Raw genomic sequence first — 18,083 nt, forward strand, 5'->3', positions numbered from 1 at the left:
AGCGCCCGCGGTCGTCGCCGGCGTGTGCGCCTCGTCCGGCCGGGGCGGCCGTGCCCAGGTCGCGTTCGTCGTCGGGGTCGACGTCGGCGGCGCGGCGCCGACCCGACGAGCGAGCATGCGTGCCCGCCACCGGGCAACCACCTCCCGTGTCGCTCGCAGTCACCGTCCGTGTCCACGACCGCGCCGGTCCGTCGACGTGATCGCCAGGTCCGACCTCGCTGTTCCGGACCCGCACGAAGGCAACGCGCCAAAGACGCCCGGGTCGCGCTCCGGAGGGGGCACTGTCCACGACCGGGCCGCACACTGCGGTGAGTGGTGGTTCGCTGTCACTCCGTCGTGACGACCGTCCGCTGAACCCGCGCCGATGCGCTCAGTGGCCAGAACCATCACCGAGCGCTAACGAACGCGCCGCCCCGACCGATGACCGGAGCGACCTGCCCGAACGCAGGCCCCCGGCGAGAGGACACACGAGGCATGGACCCCCATCAGGACCCGTGGGTTCCCGCGCCCCGCCACGGCGACCGGACGGACATCCGCGCGGCCGGGGGCGGGGACCCGTGGAGCCCCACCGTCCCGTTCCCGCGGGTCGCGCCCGCCGTCGAGCGTCTGCCCGACCACGTCGTGACCCCGGTGCCGTCGACCGCGCTCGTCCCGGTGCCGCGGCGCTCCGCCGCGCTGGTCGTGCGGGAGACGGAGACGCCCGGCCTGCTGCGATCCTGCGCCCGCGCGTTCGCGCGGCTCGTGCACGTCACCGTCGACGGGGTGCGGTCGTTCGTCGCCCTCCTCGCGGCGGCCCCGGCGTCCCGCTAGAGCTGCACCCCGCGCGTCAGCGCCCCGTCGACCAGCAGGTTCGTCCCGCTGATGAACGTCGCGGCCGGGCTCGCCAGGAAGACCACGGCGCGGGCGACCTCCTCCGGCCGGGCCATGCGCCCGGTGGGGTTGAGACCGAGGGCCTGGGCGTAGAGGTCGGGGTTGTTCTCCTCGATCGACTCCCACACCCCGCCCGCGAAGTAGACGTTGCCGGGCGAGACGGTGTTGGCGCGCACCCGGCCGGCGAGCTGGTGCGCCAGGCCCTGCGTGTAATGGACGATCGCGCCCTTGAACGTCCCGTACGGCCCCGCCGCGAAGTCGATCTCGCGGCCGGACACGCTCGAGATAGTCACGATCGACCCGGCGTCACTGGCCTCGAGCGACGGCAGCGCCGCCTCGACGAGGCGCACGGTGCCGAGCATGTCGGTGGTGAAGCTGGCCGCCCAGCTCTCCTCGTTCGACGGGATCGCCAGCGCCGAGACGTTGGCGACCACCGCGTCGACGCCGCCGTGCGCCGACGCGCTCGCCCGCACCCAGGTCGCGAGGGCGTCGCCGTCGGCGATGTCGACGGGCGTGCCGTGGACGTCGTGACCGGCGGCGCGCAGCTCCTCCTCGGCGGTGCGGACGCCGTCGGCCGAGCGCGCGCAGAAGGCGACCGTCGCGCCCTCGGCCGCGAGGCCCTCGACGATCGCGCGCCCGATGCCGCGGCTGCCGCCGGTGACGAGCGCGGTGCGCCCGGCGAGCTGGAGGTCCATGGCGAGCTCCCTCAGATCAGGGACGTGCGCGCTCGCGCAGGTCCGCGTGCAGCCCGTCGAGGGGCCGCAGGCCGGGCACGAGCGCCTTGGACACCTTCGTCACCGCGCTGTAGTTGGTGTCGACGACGTTGGCCAGCGGCGTCAGCGACACCTGGGTGAGCAGCTGGTAGGCGTCGAGGCGGTCCAGGCCGAGCAGCCCCGACAGCCACGTGATCATCTCGACCTGGCTGATCCGCCACGCGTCCTCGAGGGGCCGCGAGGAGCCGACCACGACGATCTCGTCGTCGTTCTCCAGCCGCGGCCACAGCGGCGCCGGCGCCGCCGACGCCTTGACCAGGTCGACGATCAGCGTGACGTCCATGGCGCCCTCGACGGCGGTGCCGCACGACTCGCCCTCGCCCTGGCGGTAGTGCCCGTCGCCCACCGAGAAGATCGCGCCGGGGGTGTTGACCGGGAGGTAGCAGGTGGCGCCGGCGCGCATCTCGGGCGTGTCCATGTTGCCGCCGAAGGCGTCCGGCGTCAGTGAGGAGCGGACCTCCCCCAGCGCGGGCGCGACCCCGACCGTGCCGAGCATCGGCGCGAGCGGCAGGTCGACCGAGAAGTCGGACCGGCCCGCGGTGAACGTGACGGTGCGCCGGGCGCGGTCGAGCTCGTAGATCCAGGTGCGCTCCTCGAGCGGCTCCTGGAGCAGCGCCGTGCGGTCGGTGCCGGTGAGCCCGCCGAAGAACGGGACGAGCGTGGAGGCGCCCCAGTCGCGGGCCGGGGTGAGGTCGACGAGGTGCAGCACGAGCGTGTCGCCGGGCTCGGCGCCCGTGACCGCGAACGGGCCGGTCTGCGGGTTGAGGAACCCCATCCGCAGGTTCGCGCTCGCGAGGTCGGACGTCGAGCGGATCGTGCCCCCGAAGGCGTCGTCGCACCACAGGCGCAGCACGGTGCCGGGCGCGACCTCGCGGATCGGGGCGACGCCGCCGAACGTGTAGGCGTACTGCGACGGTTCGGGACGGAACTCGACGACGTCCATCTGGCCCTCCCGGTCGGCGACCCTAGTAGCGGTCGGTGCCCGTGAGGGCGTGCTCGAGCTGGTCGGCGATGCGGGTGACCAGCCGGAACGGCGCGTCGAACTCGGCGAACGAGAGGTCCTCGATCGGCGTGGCGTGCCGGAACACCGCGACGCCGCCCACGGCCACCGCGCCACCGACCACGGCGTCCTCGGCGAGCTCGAGCAGGCGGCGGGTGTCGATCTCGTCGAGGCGGCCGATCGGGGACTCGATCTGCAGCCAGTCGTGGCCGTCGACCTCGCCCCGGTGGTGCACGTAGACCAGCTGCGTGCGGTCCTCCGACGTGGGGAGCCGGAACGTGAGGCTCTGCTGGTCCTGCGCCATCACCTCGTAGCGCACCCGGATCCACAGCACGAGGTCGTCCCACGACGCCACCGACCACTCACCGCCCTCACCCTGGCTCGACGTCCCGTTCCCGGGTCGGCCCGCACGACGCGGCGGGCGGAGCGATCGCACCGTAGCAGCGCGCGCGGGCCCTCCACGGGCGCCGCGCTCGATCATCGGACACCCCCGCCGACGAGGCGGTCCCACCCGGCGGAACCGACCGCGGAGGTGGCGCCGCTGCGGTCGAGGAGGCGCAGCAGGGCGGCGCCGTCGCGCGGACGGTCGCCGACCTCCTGGGCCGTCGCCCGCCGCAGCACCGGCACGAGGCGGGGCGAGAGGCGGTGCACCGCGGCGAACGCCTCCGGACCCGGCCCGTCGAGGATCCGGCGGGCGATGTCGAGGATGTTGTCCCCGTCGAAGAGGTGGTCGCCGCGGGCGGCGAAGACCACGCAGCACGCCCACGCCCAGACGTCGGTGGCCGGGCCGGCCCCGTTGCCGGTGACCTGCTCGGGTGCCATGTAACCGGGCGTGCCCACCATGTTGCCGGCCGGCGTGTGGTGGGTCTGGCCGACGACGCGGGCGATGCCGAAGTCGACGACCTTCGGCCCGGCCGAGGTCAGCAGCACGTTGCCGGGCTTGAGATCGCGGTGCGTGATGCCGTCGGCGTGCAGGGCGGCGAGGGCCCGGGCCAGCGCGATCGCGGTGCGCGTGAGCATCTCGCCGTCGGTCACCGCGCCCGAGGCGGCGACGAAGGCGTGCAGCGACGGCCCGTCGAGGCGCTCCATGACGATGTAGGGCATCGAGCCGTCGAACCCGACGCTGTAGACGCGCGCCGTGTAGTCGCCGGTGACCTTCTGCAGCGTCTGGCCCTCGCGCAGGAAGCGGGTGCGGGCGTCGACGTCGTCGAGCAGGTGCGGGGCGAGCACCTTGATGGCGACCACGCCGTGGGTGCCGGCCCGGTGCCCCAGGTAGACGGTGCCCATGCCGCCCGAGCCGAGCCGGCCGGTGAGCGTGTAGTCGCCGACCGAGCGCGGGTCGTGGGGCGTCAGGGGCTGCTCGGGGGCCGCCATGTCGGTCAGGCGGGTCGAGGAGCCGACGGACGGGGGCGCGGGCGGGGCGGAGCGCGACGGCATCGAGAGCCCCCGTCGGGGCGGCGGCGCCGCGGCGACCGGGGCGGCCGGCGGTGCGGGGGCCGCGGCCGGGAGCGCCGGCTGGTCGGGCGTGTCGGTCCCCTTGCGGCGGGCGCGCAGCAGGCGGCGCTCCTTGACCGCGGGCAGGCGGGCCGCCCGCAGCGCCTCGGGCACCACCGGCGCCTCGCGGCACGCGCGCGGCCGCTGCACGCGGGTGACCACCTGGTGGGCGAGCAGGAACAGTGCCGCGCCGAGCCCGACGCCCGGGACGGCCAGCGACCCGCCGGCGAGGACGAGCGCGAGCGCCAGCAGCACGCCGAGCGCCAGCGTCGCCTTGCCCCGGCTCGTCGGCCAGGGGCGCGTCACGGGCATCGCGCGGCGCCGCTCGAGGTCGAGGCCGCCGACGTAGAGCCCGGCCACCAGGAGCGACAGCGCGGCGAGCACGACGATGCCGCCGATGGTGATCGTCGGGCCGGAGGCCGTCGGCGCGGCCAGGCCGACGTCGTCGAGCCGCGCGATCAGGCCGCGGATCGCGGCGCGGCGGCCCTGGGCGAGCTGGTCCGCGACGAGCGCGACGGCGAGCGCGCCCACCGCGGTCGTGACGGCCGCCGTCAGCAGGGTGAGACCGAGCGCGCGGGGCCCGGGCAGGTCGGCGGCGCGGTGCAGGTGGCGGCGCGCGCGACGGCGCTCGGCGCCGGTCAGGCGCGCCACGCGGTCGGTGACGACGCGGTCGACGAGCATCGCGGTGCGCCGCCGGCCCGCGGCACGCCGGTGCAGGGGCGCCATCGCGAGGGCCGTCAGCACGCCCGCGACCACCACCACGAGGACGGGCAGCCCCGGGCCCAGCTCCGCCAGCCCCACCTGTCCGCCACCTCCCGCTGTCGTCGTTGGTACGACCGACCGGATCCCGACACCGGCGCCTAGCGCGACCGTACCGGGGTCGGCGATCAGTCCCGGTTGCCTCGTCCCGGCGCGCCGTCACCCTCACGCGTCACGGTGGTTCTCCTGCGCCCCGGGCGCCACCGTGGCTTGCGGGGGTGACGCAGCACCACGTCCCCGAGGCTGTGCCGCCCCCGCACCACCAGGTGCGGGACGCCGCGCTCTCGCCGGGCCCGGATGTCGTCACGCACCTTCCCCGCGGAGATCCGCAGGTCGTCGACGTCCGCGGTCGCGTGCTCGGGGAGCACGAGCAGGGGCGAGCACATCCCCGTCGCGAGCTCCACGGCGACGACGGGCGTCGTGAACTCCGCGCCGCTGAAGTCGAGCGTCACCCCGCCGACCCAGCTGTGGACGCGGACGAGCGGCGGCACGCGCCAGTAGCCCCGCCGGGTGATCGCACCGCCCACGCCGGCCTGCAGGTCGAGGACGTCGACCGAGCGGGAGGCGTGCAGCTCCGCACCCGGCAGGTCGTCGAGCAGGCCCTCGAGGTCGCGGCGCACGCGCGCCGCGAGCGCGGCCGCGGCGCGGTCGCTGTACTCCGCGGGGGTGATCTGCCCGGCCACCATGGCGCGCGATAGGAACTGCTGCACCTGCTCGCGCTCCACGTCGGAGACACGCAGGGCCGCCGGATCCCCCGGCTCCGGGCTCGCGGACGTCACCTCCGTGATGATAGGGCGCGCTCTGCAGGGCGTCGGTCGGGAAGCGAGGTGGTGGCGGGTGCGGCGAGGGCTGCGCGTCGTGCTCACCCTGGTCGTCGCCGCGGGCGTCGTCAGCAGCTGCGCCGGCTCCGGCGGCCGCACCTCGCCGCTGACGGGGCTCCCGGCGCCCGCCGGCGCCCCGGTGCTGGCGGTCAAGGTCGACAACTCTCCAGCGGGCCGGCCGTGGACCGGTGTCGAGGACGCCGACGTCGTCTACGTCGAACCCGTCGAGGGCGGCACGACGCAGCTGCTCGCCGTGTTCTCCTCGCGCCTGCCGCCCGCGGTCGGGCCCGTGCGCAGTGCGCGCGAGTCCGACGTGACCGTGCTCGCCGCCTACGGACGCCCGGCCCTCGCGTTCTCCGGCTCGGCCCCGGAGCTCGCCGGCACCCTCGCCGGCGCCTCCCTCGTGCCGGTGACCCCCGGGACCGCCGAGGGCGCCTTCCGCCGCGAGGCCGGCCGGCGTGCGCCGGTCAACCTCTACGCGGACCCCTCCGCCCTGCTCGCCGCGGCCGGCGGCGCCTCCCCGCCGCGCGACATCGGGTTCCGGTTCGGCGCGACCCCGTCGGGCGGCGAGGTCGTGCGACACCGCGACGTCGTGTTCGGCTCGGCCGAGCTCGGGCTGAGCTGGGACGCCGTGCGCGGACGCTGGCTCGTCGAGCCCGGTGGGGGCGATCCCGCGGTGCCCGCGACCGGCGGTGAGCCGATCGGCGCGTCCACCGTGCTCGTCCAGCGCGTGACGACGCGACCGTCGGCGATCCGCGACGCGGCCGGCGCCGTCTCGCCCTACGCGGTGACCACCGGCGAGGGCGCGGCCGAGGTCCTGCGCGACGGGCGCGCCTACCCCGCCCGCTGGTCGCGCCCGGCGCCGACCGACCCGACCGTCGTGCTCGGCCCCGACCGCCTCCCGGTCGCGTTCGCTCCCGGGCCGGTGTGGGTGCTGCTCGTCCCGGAGGGTTGAGGAGCCCCTCCGATCGGGTAGGCCCTCGGCATGGCTGCTGACGACAAGATCGACAACAAGGCCGACAAGCTCAAGGGCAAGGTCAAGGAGACCGCCGGCACCGTCCAGGGCGACGAGGAGCTCCGCCACGAGGGCAAGGCGGACCAGACCAAGGGCGACATCAAGCAGGCCGGCGAGAAGATCAAGGACGCTTTCAAGTCCTGACGCGCGTCACCGCACCGAAGCGACCCCGGGGACCCCGACGTCCTCGGGGTCGCTGTGCGTCTGCTCCCCCGCGTGTATGCATCTCAGTAGCCGCGGGACTCCCGGCGCCCGGCGAAGGCGTAGACGGGCGTGCCGTCGGCGTCCCGGCGGTCGAGCCGGTGCACCGCGAAGACGTTGATGCCCGGGATCGACCCGCCGGTCATGTCGCTGACCTTCTGGCGCGGCCCGGACTCCACCAGCACCAGGTACTCCTCGGGCAGGCTGGCGCCCTCCGCCAGGGTCAGGTCGTGATCGCCCCGGCACGGGCCGTCGTGGAGCCGGATCCGCACGTGGCACTCCCCCTCGTCGCGTCGACGGATCGTGCCATGGTCCCACGCCCCGACGCGCCCGCCGGATCGTCCGGGCCCGGCTCTTTGCAGCCTCATGTGCACATGCAAGGATGATCGTCGCCGGTCATGCCCCCCGTGACCGGCACCGGACCCGGTCGGTGTCCCCCCGCCGGCCGGGTCCTCCCTAACCTCCTGCCGGGCGAGCCGGAAGTCACGCGGATCGCCGGGACGGCTTGGATTGGAGCGGCCTCCCGGCGGACACTCCCCTCGGGGTCTCCGACAGGCGGTGAGAGCGGACGTGTACAAGGACGAGGCGGCGGCGAGACTGGCGCGACAGGCGTCGGAGACGCTCGCGGAGATGCTGGCCCACAGCCAGGCCCAGCCCGCCGGTCCGGACCGCTTCGACTGGTCCAGCGACGCCCTCGACGAGCTCGCCCGCGCGGTCGTCACCATCGGCGAGATCGTCGACCGCTGCACCTCCCGCCTCCCGGTCGACGACGACCCCGAGGCCATCGTCGACGCCACCCGCGAGCTCGCCACCGCGATCGTCCGGCGCCGCAACACCCTGCTCGCCGAGAACGCCGCCGCGCGCCTCCACCGCGCCCAGGTCATCCCCATCCGCCGGGCGGGGTGACGCCGTCCCGGTGTCAGCGGCGTGGCGCTGCAGACGTTGAGTGTCCGTAACGCCACGCACTCGACGACCTACGCCGGCGGTGTCCACAGGCCGACGCGCGTGCCGTCGGGGTCGAGCACCACGGCCATCGTCCCCATCCCCGGCACCTCCCACGGCTCCACCGCCGTCGTGGCACCGAGGTCGAGCGCCCTCGACAGCGCGGCGGGGACGTCGTCGACGGTGAAGTAGGTGACCATCCCGACGGGGTGCCGGTTGCCCTCACCGGCCTGGCCGATCCCGGCGGGCAGGCGCTCCGGGCCGGGCTCGACGAGGCCGTAGTCGATCTTCTCGACGACGTGGACGGGCCAGCCGAACAGCTCGCCGTAGAACGCCCGCGAGCGGGCGGCGTCGGTGGCGGTGATGTCGATCCAGGCGGCTGGACGAGTCATGCTGACGATCCTCTTTCAGGACTTCCTGATTCCGCAAGAGGACTTTTGGACGTCGTGCGTCGCGCCACAACGACGTGGGGCCGGTCCCGGTCGGGCGCAAGACAAAGGGGCCGCAGCGTTGCTGCGACCCCTCTGTGCTGCCTCGACCGGCGCGCGCCCGAAGGGATTCGAACCCCTAACCTTCTGATCCGTAGTCAGATGCTCTATCCGTTGAGCTACGGGCGCAGTATCTCGTTGTCAACCTCGACCCAGTCCGGACCGCGGCTGCGGAGGCTCCGGGATTTGAACCCGGGAGGGAGCCGAACTCCCAACCGCATTAGCAGTGCGGCGCCATAGACCAGACTAGGCGAAGCCTCCCGAGGTCCCCCTGGGGCCTCCGTCGGGAAACAGTACACACCGCCGTCCAGGCGGTTCGTCGCCACCCCCCGGCCCGCGTGACGTGTGCACGGTCCCGCATGCGACCCCCGGCGGCGGGTAGCCCACCACCGAACCCGCCACGAGGAGGACACCCGCCGTGAAGGCGACCCTGATCTACGGAGCCGGCGACATCCGCGTCGAGGACGTCCCGGACCCGGCCCTGCAGAACTCCACCGATGCCATCGTGCGGATCACGCACTCCTGCATCTGCGGCAGCGACCTCTGGCCCTACAAGAGCCGCGAGCAGACCGAGCAGGGCGACCGCATCGGCCACGAGTTCATCGGCGTGGTCGAGGAGACCGGCTCGGACGTGAGCCGCGTCCAGAGGGGCGACCTCGTCGTCGCGCCGTTCTTCTACGCCGACGGCACCTGCGAGTACTGCCGCGCAGGCCTGACCAGTGCGTGCCCGAACGGCAGCGCCTGGGGCGCCGAGACCGACGGCGGCCAGGGCGAGGCGGCCCGCGTACCGTTCGCGGACGCCACCCTGATGAAGCTGACGGTGCCGCACGACTCGGCGCTCATGCCGAGCCTGCTGACCCTCTCCGACGTCTTCGGGACCGGCCACCACGCCGCGGTGTCGGCGAAGGTCGAGCCCGGCAAGGACGTGGCGGTGATCGGTGACGGCGCCGTCGGGCTGCTCGCCGTGCTCGCGGCCAAGCGCCTCGGCGCCGAGCGCATCGTGCTCATGGGCCGGCACAAGGACCGCACCGACCTCGGGCGCGAGTTCGGAGCGACCGACGTCGTCTCCGAGCGTGGCGAGGAGGGCGAGCAGAAGGTCCGCGACCTGCTCGGCACCGACGGCGTGCACTCGGCGATCGAGGCCGTGGGGTACGAGCAGTCGCTGACGTCGGCGATCAACCTCACCAAGCCGGGCGGGCACGTCGGCATCGTCGGCGTGCCGCAGAGCGGCGAGCTGCCGAACCTGGCGCAGAAGTTCTTCAAGAACGTGACCGTCGCCGGCGGCATCGCCCCGACCCAGGCGAACATGTACGAGCTGCTGCCCGACGTGCTCGACGGGCAGATCGAGCCGGGCAAGGTGTTCGACCGCGAGATCCCGCTCGCCGAGACGCCCAGCGGCTACCAGGCGATGAACGACCGCGAGGCCCTCAAGGTGCTCGTGCGGCCCTGACGCGCCCCGCGACACGAACGGCGCTCTCGTTGCTTCGGAAGCAGCGAGAGCGCCGTTCGTTCGTCCGCGGTGCGCGCACCCGGGCGAGCACACTGGTCGGGCGACGGCGCGAACGGGGACTTCGGACGCATAGAAGCAGCGAACAGCGCGTTCGCTGCCCAACCCGGCGCGCGCTCAGGTCCGGCGCAAGAAGCGCAACAGCGCCGGCGGGCGGCCGCCGTAGCCCTCCGCCTCGAACGCCGCGACGGCGATGCGGGGCAGGTCGCGCACGGCGTCGAAGACGAGGAACCGCGGCACCCAGGCCGGCCCGAAGCGGGTGTTGAAGCGGTAGAGCGAGTCGATCTGCCACCACCGCGACGCCGTGCGCAACAACCGCGCCCACAGGCGGGCCACCGGCCCGGCGCCGATCTTCTCGCCGCGCTCGAGCGCCGAGCGGAACACCGCGAAGTTCAGCGACACCCGGTCGACGCCGAGGCCGCGGCAGGCGCCGAGCAGGTCGGCGATGAGCAGCTCGTTGAGCCCGTTGTCGGGCACTGCGGGGTCGCGGATCATGAGGTCGAGGGAGAGCCCGTCGGTGCCCCACGGCACGAACTGGAGCAGGCCGCGCACCTCGTCCTCGGCGGTGGCGATGACGAGCACCCCGTCCGGGTCGGCGTCGCCGTCCGCGACGCGGGAGAGCGCCATCGAGAACCCGCGCTCGGCCGGTCCGCCGCGCCAGCGGGAGACGAGGTCGCGCAGCGCCGCGAGCTCGTCGTCGGGCACGTCGCGCACCCGCCGGACCGTGGTCTCGTAGCCCGCCCGCTTGATGCGTGAGACGGCCTGGCGCACGGTGCGCATCGAGCGGCCCTGCAGCGAGAACGTGGCGACGTCGACGACCGCCTCGTCGCCCAGCTCCAGCGCGTCCAGGCCGCCCTCGCGCAGCCACACCCGCGCGCCGGCCTCCGAGCAGCCGAGCACCGCGGGCACCCAGCCGTAGCGGCGGCAGACGGCGAGGAACTCGGTGATCGCACCGGGCCAGGCCTCGAGGTCGCCGAGCGGGTCGCCCGAGGCCAGCGCGACCCCGGCCACCACCCGGTAGGCCACCGCCGCCTTGCCCGACGACGAGAACACCACCGACTTGTCCCGGCGCAGCGCGAAGTAGCCGAGCGAGTCGGCGTTGCCGTGACGGGCGAGCAGCGCGCGGATCTGCTCGCCCTCGGACTCGCTGCGGGCCGGGCGCGGCTCGGAGGAGCGCAGCAGGAAGTAGCCGCCGAGCACGAGCGCGGCGACGCCGAAGCTCAGGCCGAGCACGGCGGTGAGGTCGTCGAACCACCCGGCCCGGAACGCGACGGGCCCGCTGACGCCGACGAGCGAGAGCCCCGCCTGGGCCAGCTTGTCCTCCAGGTCGGGCTGCCCGGCGAGCAGCGACGGGCGCACGAGCAGCAGCAGGAAGACGGTGACGAAGCCGCCGAGCAGCATCTGCACGACGACCCGCAGGGCGGCGAGCCGCCCGACGGGGTCGGGCAGCGCGGTGAACTCGCGGCGCGTCAGCAGGAGCCCGACGAGCAGGACGGCGACCACGATCGTCGGGACGATCGCGTGGCGCCCGACGATGTGCGAGACCACCAGCAGCGCGCACGCCACCACCGCGAGCTGCCACGCCCGACGCTTGCGCCGCCGCAGGCCCGTGGCCAGCATCATCAGCCCGACACCGAGGGTCGCGACGACCACGGCGCCCACCAGCGTCGCCTCGGGCGGGAGCCCGAACCACGTCGCGGGCTGCAGCCGCCGGCGCAGCAGGGGCGTGAGCAGCGAGAGGACCGTGAGGAGGCCCGCGACGCGCGCCGCCCACGTCACCACCCGCGCGACACGGCGCCCGCGGAACCGGGCGAAGCGCCCCTCGACGGCGGCCGTCGTGGGGCGATCGGCCCGCACCCCCGACGTCATGTGGCCTCCGGCAGCGTGCGCGCGTCAGCGCAGATGAGTATCCAACCAGTTGAGTACCCTGCTGCGCGCTTCCATCCTGGTCGCCTCCTCCGAGTTCCCCTCGTCCAGGGGATCCGGCTGGTCGGCGGCCCGCTCGTCGGCGTCGAAGCGGTGCTCGCGGGAGGGGTAGACGACGACGTCGACGACGCGTCCCGAGGCGTGCGCGGCCTCGCGGAGACGATCGACGTCGGCGGGGTCGACCGGGTCGCCCTGCTCGCCGTAGAGCCCGAGCCAGGGGCAGGTCAGCTCGCCGACGACGTCGACCAGCGCCGGCAGGCCCGTCGAGAGCGACTTCTTGACGCCGGCGGCCGAGACGGTCACGACGGCGCCGAGGGAACGCTGCGCGGCGACGACGAGCGCGGCGGTGGCGCCGAGGTCGAAGCCGACGACGCCCATGCGGTCGGAGGTGATCCCGCGGTCGGCGAGCATCCCGAAGGCGGCGTCGGAGTCGGCGAGCACCGACTCGCCGGAGATCTTGGCGACGGCGCGGTCGACGGCCTCGTCGTCGCCGGTCTGCTCGTCGATGCCGGGGTCGTCGCGGTGGTAGAGGTGCGGCGCGACCGCGAGCCAGCCCTCCCCCGCGAGGGCCCGGACGATCGCCTGCGTGCGCGAGGTGACGCCCCGCGACTCGTGCAGCACGACCACACCGCCCCGCACCGCACCGTCCGGCTCGGCGATCGTCACCCGCAGTTGGGTCTCGTCGACCAGAGGGATGGTCTCGGTGTGGGTCCCCGTCATGCGTTCAGCCTTCCACGCCGCGGGCCGGGCGTGCCGGGCGCATGGTGGACCGCCCGGGCGAGCCCGGCCGTCGGGCGAACGGGCGACGCGAGGCGTTTACCGTGGTGACCGTGCCCGTGCGCCTGCGTGACGACCTCGCCGCCCTCCCCACCTACGTCGCCGGCCGCACCGTGCCCGGGGCGGTCAAGCTGGCGAGCAACGAGATGCCGCTGCCGCCCCTGCCGGCGGTGCTCGCCGCGATCCACCGGGCGGTCGAGGCCGGCAACCGCTACCCCGACATCGCCGTCACGACGCTGACGGCGCGCCTCGCCGAGCACCACGGCGTCGACACCGCGCGGATCGCCGTCGGCACCGGATCGGTGGCGCTGTGCGGCCAGCTCGTGCAGGCGGTGTGCGCGCCGGGCGACGAGGTCGTGTTCGCGTGGCGCTCGTTCGAGGCCTACCCGATCGTCGCGCTCGCGGGCCACGCCCAGGGCGTCCGCGTGCCGCTGACCGACGACCACGTCCACGACCTCGACGCCATGGCCGCCGCGATCACCCCGCGCACGCGGATGGTGTTCGTCTGCAACCCCAACAACCCGACCGGCACGGCCGTCGACGAGACCGCGCTGCGGGCGTTCCTCGACCGCGTCCCGGACGACGTGCTGGTGGTGCTCGACGAGGCCTATCGCGAGTTCGTCAGCGACCCCGCCGTGCCCGACGGGCTCGCGCTCGCCGAGGAGTACGACAACGTCTGCGTGCTGCGGACCTTCTCCAAGGCCCACCGCCTCGCCGGGCTGCGCGTCGGCTACGCCGTCGGGCCCGCGGAGCTCGCGGCGGCGCTGCGCGGGGTCGCGGTGCCGTTCGGCGTCTCCTCGCCGGCGCAGGCGGGCGCGCTCGCGGCGCTCGACCACCTCGACGAGCTGCTCGCCGACTGCGCGGACGCGGTCGCGGAGGTCGCGCGGATGACCACCGAGCTGCGCTCGCTGGGGTACGAGGTGCCGTCGTCGCAGACCAACTTCGTCTGGCTCCCCCTCGGCGAGCGGGCGGCGGAGTTCTCCGAGCACGCGCTGGAGAACAAGGTCGTCGTGCGCGCGTTCGCGGGCGACGGCGTGCGGGTCAGCGCCGGCACGCCCGAGGAGGTCGACCTGTTCCTCGCGGCGGCGGGCTCGTTCGGCCGCTGACCCTGCGAGGGCCGTCGCACCAGCCACCGGTGGGCCGGCCGCTCGACCAGCACCGTGAGCAGCCACCCGAGCAGCACCGCCACCGCGACGACGGCGACCAGCCGCGTCCAGCCGTCGACGCCGAAGCGGTGCAGCAGACCCCAGGCCACGAAGTAGCCGATCTGCTGGTTCACCAGGTAGATGCCGTAGGAGATCCCGGCGAGCCAGGTGACGACGCGCGGCAGCCGCCCGACCCGCAGCACGCTCCAGTCGCGGCCCGCCGCGGCGGCGGCGATCCCCAGCACCGCGAGCGCCAGGACGAGCACGGACGGCAGGTCCGGGGTGTGCAGGTTCTCGGCGACGAGACCGGCGAGCACCAGCGCGACGAGGTGGAAGGCGCCGAGGCGACCGCGGGACCACAGCCACACCGCGAGCCCGATGCCGAACATCTGCCAGCGGAACATGACGAGTCCGTGGAAGACCTGGCTCAGCACGCCGTCCGCGTAGCCGACCTCCATCATCAGCGCCGGGACGACGATGATGCCCCAGGCCAGCGCGGGGAGCGTCCAGCGCCTGCTCCAGAACCCGCGGCCCAGGTACGCGGCGGCCACGGCGGCGAGGGTGAACATCGCGAGCTGGGCGGGCAGCGTCCAGTAGGAGTGGTCGATGTAGGTGACGCGGGAGTCCCAGCCCTGGACCAGGAGCAGGTTGCCGATGAGGTCGAGTCCGCTGGGTCGCCAGTAGCCGTACTGCGAGGCGTAGAGCGTCACCAGGTAGGTGGCGAGCACGGCGACGACGTAGGCGGGCAGCAGGCGGGCGAGGCGGTCGACCCACCACCGCCCGGGCGGCCGCGTCGCGAGCGTCCGGCAGACGAAGAACGCCGAGATGACCATCAGCGTGTTCGCCCCCGCCTGGACGGGCCAGACGAACGGCATCCGCGGCATCCACGGCATGACGCCGATGACCGAGTAGGTGGCGTGCTGGAGGACCACGCTGCCGACCGCGACCACGCGGACGACGTCCCAGCTCAGCTGCCGTGTTCTGTTCACCGGCCGCGGAAGCTACGAACGGTTCCTGAGAGGACGCTGAGACGAGGCCACGGGGGGCCTGAGGTCATCGGCCGTCCAGCTCACGCGCGGGTACCCGCCGGGTGATCTCCCGCACGTGGCCCTCGCGGCGGCCCTCGAGCAGGCGCACCGCGCCGAGGCAGAACTGCACCCAGAGACCCGCCTGCACCTCGCGGCCGACGCCGAGGCGGCCGTAGAGGAGCTCCGCCGCGCGGTCCCCCGCCCGGGACCACACCTCGATCGTGAAGTCGACGACCCCGTCGGAGACGTCGGCGGCCCGGAACTCGATCTCGCCGGCCTCGAGGTGACCGTCGAGCGTGCCGAACCGGAACGACCGCTCGGTGCGGGCGAGCACCCGCACCGGTCCGTCCCACGGCGCCGGCATGTAGACGCGGTACTCGTCGCCGACCAGCATGCGGCCGGGCTCGCCGCGTTCCCGCGCGAACGTCACGACGTGCGGCGGGGCCCCGCGGTCCAGGTCGCGGGAGAGGGTGTCGACGACGTCGGCCGCGCTGTGCCGCACGTCGACGGCCCGGACGGTGAACGTGCGGTGGAACAGCGGCCCGTGGCCCTGGGCGATCGTCTTCGTGCGCTCGTCGACCAGCGCCATCGGCCAGGGCGCGGGGAGGTCGGTGCCGTCGCCCAGCTCCTGGTGGCGTTCCAGGATCGGCAGGCTCCGCAGGTGCCGCGCGCCCATGATCAGGGCACCCCAGCCGCGCCGGAGGCGTCCGAGCGGCGGGCGACGGGTGAACAGGGGACGTGGCGACATGAGTGTGCGGGTAGCCGTCCGGCGATGACAGCATGCGCCGGGCCGTCCGGCTCCCCCTGTCCCGTCGAGTCCCGTCGACCGAGAGGCACCGTGTGAGGTTCACGGCCCACCCCGATCCGGAGGGCTTCCTGCGCGAGATCTCCGGCTACGGGCTGAACTACGACCCGTCCGAGACTGACGGGAAGGGCTGGCACCACGACCGCGTCCGCCACCTCCTCGGCGACGAGGAGCCGGGCGAACCCGTGCCCGACGGCCCGTTCGAGCTCGCCTGCCGGATGGTGCACGACTACGAGTTCGCCGAGCCGTCGATCATGCGCGCGTACTTCCACGCCGACGCCCCGCTCGTCGGGCGGGACATGCTGCTCGAGGGCCGCTTCGTCGTGCTCCGCTTCCCGATGGGCGTGCGGGTCGACGCGGCGGTGGACGAGGTCCGCGAGCGCGCCGACGGCACCCGCGAGCGCTCGTGGGGCTGGAGCTACCGCACCCTCGAGCACCACCTCGAGCGGGGACGGCTGCTCTACGAGGTGGTCAAGAACCTCGACACCGGCCGCGTCGAGTTCGTCATCACCGGCGTCTCCAGCCGCGCGAAGATCCCCAACCCCGTCGTCGCGCTCGGGTTCGGGCTGTTCGGACGCTGGACCCAGACCCGCTTCTACCGCGCCGCCGGGCGCCGGCTGGCGCGCCTCGTGGCCGAGGTGAGCGCGGGCGGCCAGCGCCCGGAGCCGCAGTGGCGCGGGCCCGGCGACATCGTCGTCGCGCCCACACCCCGAGCGTCGTCGGGGGCGCCGGTGCGGTCGCGGGAGCGTCGTGACGGCCCGGCCGCTTGACCCCGGTCGGCAGCGGGCACTCCCCTTGTCCCGGCACGGGAGGCGCGGATGGCGACGGACGAGGGCGACGAGCCGGTCGACGACGGGGCATTGGGTGATGCGGTCGACGACGCCATGAAGAAGGAGGTGTGGCGCGCCCTGGCGCCTCAGTTCCAGCACCTCACGTTCGAGAGCCGGCGCCTCCAGCCCCCGCGGGACCGCACCGACATCGACGACATCCTCGACAGCATCCGCGAGCAGACCCCGGACGAGGACGACCACCCGGACTAGGCCGGTCCTCCGCTCGCGATTCTTGCTCTATCGGGCGCCGACATAGTGATGAGCGCCTCGGGTCGTCTACCGGTTCGACGATTCGTCGTCGGCGAACCATCGGCGTCGGATACCGCACTCCTCGACATTCTCGTCCGTGTGGACGGGACATTCGGGGTCGATGAGAGCGACCTCCGAGGCGCCGGTCCGATAGGCGGCGTTGGCGAGCACCGAGCAGACGCATCCCTGCTGGACAGCGGCCTGCGAGCCCGGCAGCGGACCGGTCCGTCGACCGTCCGCGATCACCCGCGGCCCCCCGCTGTCCCCCACGCGACTCTCCATGTACGACCAGGTGCACCAGGTACAGGAAGAGGGCGCGCGTCGTCCGACACACGCCCTCGGCGGCCCCGACGGCCGACTGTTCTGTCAATCAGACCGAACAGAGACCGGCTCGATCGTGCACCCGGCGATTCGGCCGGTCAACGGGACCGACGGGTATCCGTCAGCGCTCTCGGCCATTCTGGACGAGCAGCGACAACAGTGTTCGACGGGCGAGCGTCCCGTCAGGTCAGGCGGTCCCGGAGCGCCTGCTCGGTCTCGGGGTCGAGGGCGGGTGGGGCGCGATCCACGTCCTTGAGCTCCACGTCGACCGCGATCTCCCGGGCGCGCTCCGCGGCGACCTCGTCGCTCTCCGTCTCGGCGTCGGGTTCCTCGGGCGGAGGCGGCAACGGGCTCCCTCAGGGTCCAGGGGGTGCGAGTCGGTTGGACGTCGGCGCCTCGGTTGGACCGGCCCTGCCGGGCTCCCCGGCCTGTCCCGATCGCGAAACGTCCGGGGTCGGAAGGTGCTCAGGGGTGCCGTCGCCGCCCGCCCGCTGCCGGTGGTGCGACGCACCCGGCCGCCGGGGAACGGGTCCCGCCTGCGGAAGCGGGGGGATTCGAACCCCCGGTCACTCTCGTGACGTCCGCTTTCAAGGCGGATGCAATCGGCCGCTCTGCCACGCTTCCGCGCGTCAGGGTAAGGGCCTCAGGAGTCGGCGCGCAGCTTGGTCGCGACGCGCTCGAAGACGTCGCCGATGACCTTGCGCTCGTGGTCGTCCAGGAGGTCGATGAAGTGGGCGCGGACGCCCTCGAGGTGGTCGGGCGCCGCGCGCTGGAGCAGGGCGTACCCGCGCTCGGTGAGGACCGCGAAGACACCGCGTCCGTCGGACGGACAGAGCTCGCGCCGCACCAGGTCGGAGGCCTCGAGCCGGGAGACCTGGTGGGAGAGCCGTGACTTCGACGCCACGACCTCCTCGGCGAGCAGGCTCATGCGCATCCGGTGGTCCTCCTGCTCCGAGAGGCGCACGAGGATCTCGTAGTCGGCCAGGGAGAGGCCGTGCCTGTCGGACAGCTCGCGGTTGAGTCGCCCCGCGAGCAGCGCCTGACCAGCGATGTAGTTGCGCCACGCGTGCCACTCGACGGGGTCGAGCCAGCGCGGCTCCTGCTCGGCCATCACTCCACGATAGTGCCGCAG

20 protein-coding genes, 3 tRNA genes and 1 pseudogene are annotated in these 18,083 nt (G+C 74.0%); 8 read left to right on the forward strand and 16 right to left on the reverse strand.

The window, feature by feature from the left end; translation table 11 throughout:
• Positions 1 to 474: 474 nt before the first annotated feature.
• Entirely contained in the window at positions 475 to 810 is a 336-nt protein-coding gene (locus WCD41_RS08855; protein WP_337713033.1) for a hypothetical protein, read from the forward strand.
• Here WCD41_RS08855 and WCD41_RS08860 read toward each other — a convergent pair.
• The 5 genes from WCD41_RS08860 to WCD41_RS08880 form a co-directional block, all read right to left on the reverse strand.
• Positions 807 to 1,565, reverse strand: coding sequence for an SDR family NAD(P)-dependent oxidoreductase (locus WCD41_RS08860; RefSeq protein WP_337713034.1), 759 nt, complete (start codon positions 1,563 to 1,565; stop codon positions 807 to 809). The two genes, WCD41_RS08855 and WCD41_RS08860, sit on opposite strands and share 4 nt — an antisense overlap.
• Positions 1,566 to 1,581: 16 nt before the next feature.
• Positions 1,582 to 2,586 (reverse strand): acetamidase/formamidase family protein, encoded by a 1,005-nt coding sequence (locus WCD41_RS08865; RefSeq protein WP_337713035.1) that lies wholly within the window; start codon positions 2,584 to 2,586, stop codon positions 1,582 to 1,584.
• A gap of 22 nt (positions 2,587 to 2,608) precedes the next feature.
• Complete coding sequence (locus tag WCD41_RS08870) at positions 2,609 to 2,998, reverse strand: hypothetical protein (protein WP_337713036.1); 390 nt, start codon at positions 2,996 to 2,998, stop codon at positions 2,609 to 2,611.
• Between the two features lie 122 nt (positions 2,999 to 3,120).
• A complete protein-coding gene (locus WCD41_RS08875) occupies positions 3,121 to 4,938 on the reverse strand; it encodes a serine/threonine-protein kinase (RefSeq protein WP_337713037.1) in 1,818 nt (605 codons plus the stop codon).
• Between the two features lie 86 nt (positions 4,939 to 5,024).
• Entirely contained in the window at positions 5,025 to 5,675 is a 651-nt protein-coding gene (locus WCD41_RS08880; RefSeq protein WP_337713038.1) for a DUF1707 SHOCT-like domain-containing protein, read from the reverse strand.
• Positions 5,676 to 5,733: 58 nt separating this feature from the next.
• Here WCD41_RS08880 and WCD41_RS08885 point away from each other — a divergent pair, with 58 nt between their 5' ends.
• Both WCD41_RS08885 and WCD41_RS08890 read left to right on the forward strand, forming a co-directional pair.
• Positions 5,734 to 6,672 (forward strand): DUF3048 domain-containing protein, encoded by a 939-nt coding sequence (locus tag WCD41_RS08885; RefSeq protein WP_337713039.1) that lies wholly within the window; start codon positions 5,734 to 5,736, stop codon positions 6,670 to 6,672.
• A 30-nt stretch (positions 6,673 to 6,702) separates the two neighbouring features.
• On the forward strand, positions 6,703 to 6,876 hold the full coding sequence (locus WCD41_RS08890) for a CsbD family protein (protein ID WP_337713040.1): 174 nt from the start codon (positions 6,703 to 6,705) through the stop codon (positions 6,874 to 6,876).
• A gap of 83 nt (positions 6,877 to 6,959) precedes the next feature.
• Here WCD41_RS08890 and WCD41_RS08895 read toward each other — a convergent pair whose 3' ends face one another.
• Positions 6,960 to 7,205: a hypothetical protein gene (locus WCD41_RS08895; RefSeq protein WP_337713041.1), complete on the reverse strand. Its 246-nt coding sequence runs from the start codon at positions 7,203 to 7,205 to the stop codon at positions 6,960 to 6,962.
• A 286-nt stretch (positions 7,206 to 7,491) separates the two neighbouring features.
• Between WCD41_RS08895 and WCD41_RS08900 the strand changes: the two genes are divergently transcribed.
• Positions 7,492 to 7,839 carry a hypothetical protein gene (locus tag WCD41_RS08900; RefSeq protein ID WP_337713042.1) on the forward strand — a complete coding sequence of 116 codons (348 nt, stop codon included), beginning with the start codon at positions 7,492 to 7,494 and terminating at the stop codon, positions 7,837 to 7,839.
• Between the two features lie 68 nt (positions 7,840 to 7,907).
• Here the strand turns inward: WCD41_RS08900 and WCD41_RS08905 are convergent, their stop codons facing one another.
• The 3 genes from WCD41_RS08905 to WCD41_RS08915 form a co-directional block, all read right to left on the reverse strand.
• Positions 7,908 to 8,267, reverse strand: coding sequence for a VOC family protein (locus tag WCD41_RS08905; protein ID WP_337713043.1), 360 nt, complete (start codon positions 8,265 to 8,267; stop codon positions 7,908 to 7,910).
• Between the two features lie 152 nt (positions 8,268 to 8,419).
• Positions 8,420 to 8,492, reverse strand: a tRNA-Arg gene (locus WCD41_RS08910).
• 42 nt (positions 8,493 to 8,534) lie between these two features.
• A tRNA-Ser gene (locus WCD41_RS08915) sits at positions 8,535 to 8,624 on the reverse strand.
• Positions 8,625 to 8,781: 157 nt separating this feature from the next.
• Between WCD41_RS08915 and WCD41_RS08920 the strand changes: the two genes are divergently transcribed.
• On the forward strand, positions 8,782 to 9,813 hold the full coding sequence (locus tag WCD41_RS08920; RefSeq protein WP_337713044.1) for a zinc-dependent alcohol dehydrogenase family protein: 1,032 nt from the start codon (positions 8,782 to 8,784) through the stop codon (positions 9,811 to 9,813).
• Between the two features lie 174 nt (positions 9,814 to 9,987).
• Here WCD41_RS08920 and WCD41_RS08925 read toward each other — a convergent pair whose 3' ends face one another.
• Both WCD41_RS08925 and WCD41_RS08930 read right to left on the reverse strand, forming a co-directional pair.
• Positions 9,988 to 11,739 carry a phosphatidylglycerol lysyltransferase domain-containing protein gene (locus WCD41_RS08925; RefSeq protein WP_337713045.1) on the reverse strand — a complete coding sequence of 584 codons (1,752 nt, stop codon included), beginning with the start codon at positions 11,737 to 11,739 and terminating at the stop codon, positions 9,988 to 9,990.
• A 24-nt stretch (positions 11,740 to 11,763) separates the two neighbouring features.
• Positions 11,764 to 12,516, reverse strand: coding sequence for a dienelactone hydrolase family protein (locus tag WCD41_RS08930; protein ID WP_337713047.1), 753 nt, complete (start codon positions 12,514 to 12,516; stop codon positions 11,764 to 11,766).
• Between the two features lie 110 nt (positions 12,517 to 12,626).
• Here WCD41_RS08930 and hisC point away from each other — a divergent pair, with 110 nt between their 5' ends.
• Positions 12,627 to 13,679, forward strand: coding sequence for a histidinol-phosphate transaminase (gene hisC / locus WCD41_RS08935; RefSeq protein ID WP_337713048.1), 1,053 nt, complete (start codon positions 12,627 to 12,629; stop codon positions 13,677 to 13,679).
• 65 nt (positions 13,680 to 13,744) lie between these two features.
• Here the strand turns inward: hisC and WCD41_RS08940 are convergent.
• Together WCD41_RS08940 and WCD41_RS08945 are read right to left on the reverse strand one after the other, a co-directional pair.
• Positions 13,745 to 14,707 (reverse strand): annotated as a pseudogene (locus tag WCD41_RS08940) (acyltransferase family protein); the annotation flags it as partial.
• A 64-nt stretch (positions 14,708 to 14,771) separates the two neighbouring features.
• The gene (locus tag WCD41_RS08945) at positions 14,772 to 15,494 is read right to left on the reverse strand and encodes a DUF1990 family protein (protein ID WP_337713049.1); all 723 of its coding nucleotides are present in this window, start codon (positions 15,492 to 15,494) and stop codon (positions 14,772 to 14,774) included.
• Between the two features lie 92 nt (positions 15,495 to 15,586).
• Here WCD41_RS08945 and WCD41_RS08950 point away from each other — a divergent pair, with 92 nt between their 5' ends.
• Both WCD41_RS08950 and WCD41_RS08955 read left to right on the forward strand, forming a co-directional pair.
• On the forward strand, positions 15,587 to 16,321 hold the full coding sequence (locus WCD41_RS08950) for a DUF1990 family protein (RefSeq protein ID WP_337713050.1): 735 nt from the start codon (positions 15,587 to 15,589) through the stop codon (positions 16,319 to 16,321).
• Between the two features lie 48 nt (positions 16,322 to 16,369).
• Complete coding sequence (locus tag WCD41_RS08955; protein WP_337713051.1) at positions 16,370 to 16,591, forward strand: hypothetical protein; 222 nt, start codon at positions 16,370 to 16,372, stop codon at positions 16,589 to 16,591.
• Between the two features lie 542 nt (positions 16,592 to 17,133).
• Here WCD41_RS08955 and WCD41_RS08960 read toward each other — a convergent pair.
• The 3 genes from WCD41_RS08960 to WCD41_RS08970 all read right to left on the reverse strand — a co-directional run bounded on the left by WCD41_RS08960 (position 17,134) and on the right by WCD41_RS08970 (position 18,062).
• Positions 17,134 to 17,298 carry a hypothetical protein gene (locus WCD41_RS08960; protein ID WP_337713052.1) on the reverse strand — a complete coding sequence of 55 codons (165 nt, stop codon included), beginning with the start codon at positions 17,296 to 17,298 and terminating at the stop codon, positions 17,134 to 17,136.
• A 192-nt stretch (positions 17,299 to 17,490) separates the two neighbouring features.
• Positions 17,491 to 17,575, reverse strand: a tRNA-Ser gene (locus WCD41_RS08965).
• A gap of 19 nt (positions 17,576 to 17,594) precedes the next feature.
• Positions 17,595 to 18,062, reverse strand: coding sequence for a MarR family winged helix-turn-helix transcriptional regulator (locus WCD41_RS08970; protein WP_337713053.1), 468 nt, complete (start codon positions 18,060 to 18,062; stop codon positions 17,595 to 17,597).
• Positions 18,063 to 18,083: the final 21 nt, after the last annotated feature.

It is taken from the genome of Actinomycetospora aeridis (genome assembly GCF_037400275.1).
Lineage (GTDB): Bacteria > Actinomycetota > Actinomycetes > Mycobacteriales > Pseudonocardiaceae > Actinomycetospora > Actinomycetospora aeridis.

Bases quoted from the DNA above. Each gene is read 5' to 3' on its own strand.
- WCD41_RS08855 (WP_337713033.1), top strand. From the start codon at position 475: ATGGACCCCCATCAGGACCCGTGGGTTCCCGCGCCCCGCCACGGCGAC.
- WCD41_RS08860 (WP_337713034.1), bottom strand. From the start codon at position 1,565: ATGGACCTCCAGCTCGCCGGGCGCACCGCGCTCGTCACCGGCGGCAGC.
- WCD41_RS08865 (WP_337713035.1), bottom strand. From the start codon at position 2,586: ATGGACGTCGTCGAGTTCCGTCCCGAACCGTCGCAGTACGCCTACACG.
- WCD41_RS08890 (WP_337713040.1), top strand. From the start codon at position 6,703: ATGGCTGCTGACGACAAGATCGACAACAAGGCCGACAAGCTCAAGGGC.
- WCD41_RS08905 (WP_337713043.1), bottom strand. From the start codon at position 8,267: ATGACTCGTCCAGCCGCCTGGATCGACATCACCGCCACCGACGCCGCC.
- WCD41_RS08925 (WP_337713045.1), bottom strand. From the start codon at position 11,739: ATGACGTCGGGGGTGCGGGCCGATCGCCCCACGACGGCCGCCGTCGAG.
- WCD41_RS08930 (WP_337713047.1), bottom strand. From the start codon at position 12,516: ATGACGGGGACCCACACCGAGACCATCCCTCTGGTCGACGAGACCCAA.
- WCD41_RS08945 (WP_337713049.1), bottom strand. From the start codon at position 15,494: ATGTCGCCACGTCCCCTGTTCACCCGTCGCCCGCCGCTCGGACGCCTC.
- WCD41_RS08955 (WP_337713051.1), top strand. From the start codon at position 16,370: ATGGCGACGGACGAGGGCGACGAGCCGGTCGACGACGGGGCATTGGGT.
- WCD41_RS08970 (WP_337713053.1), bottom strand. From the start codon at position 18,062: ATGGCCGAGCAGGAGCCGCGCTGGCTCGACCCCGTCGAGTGGCACGCG.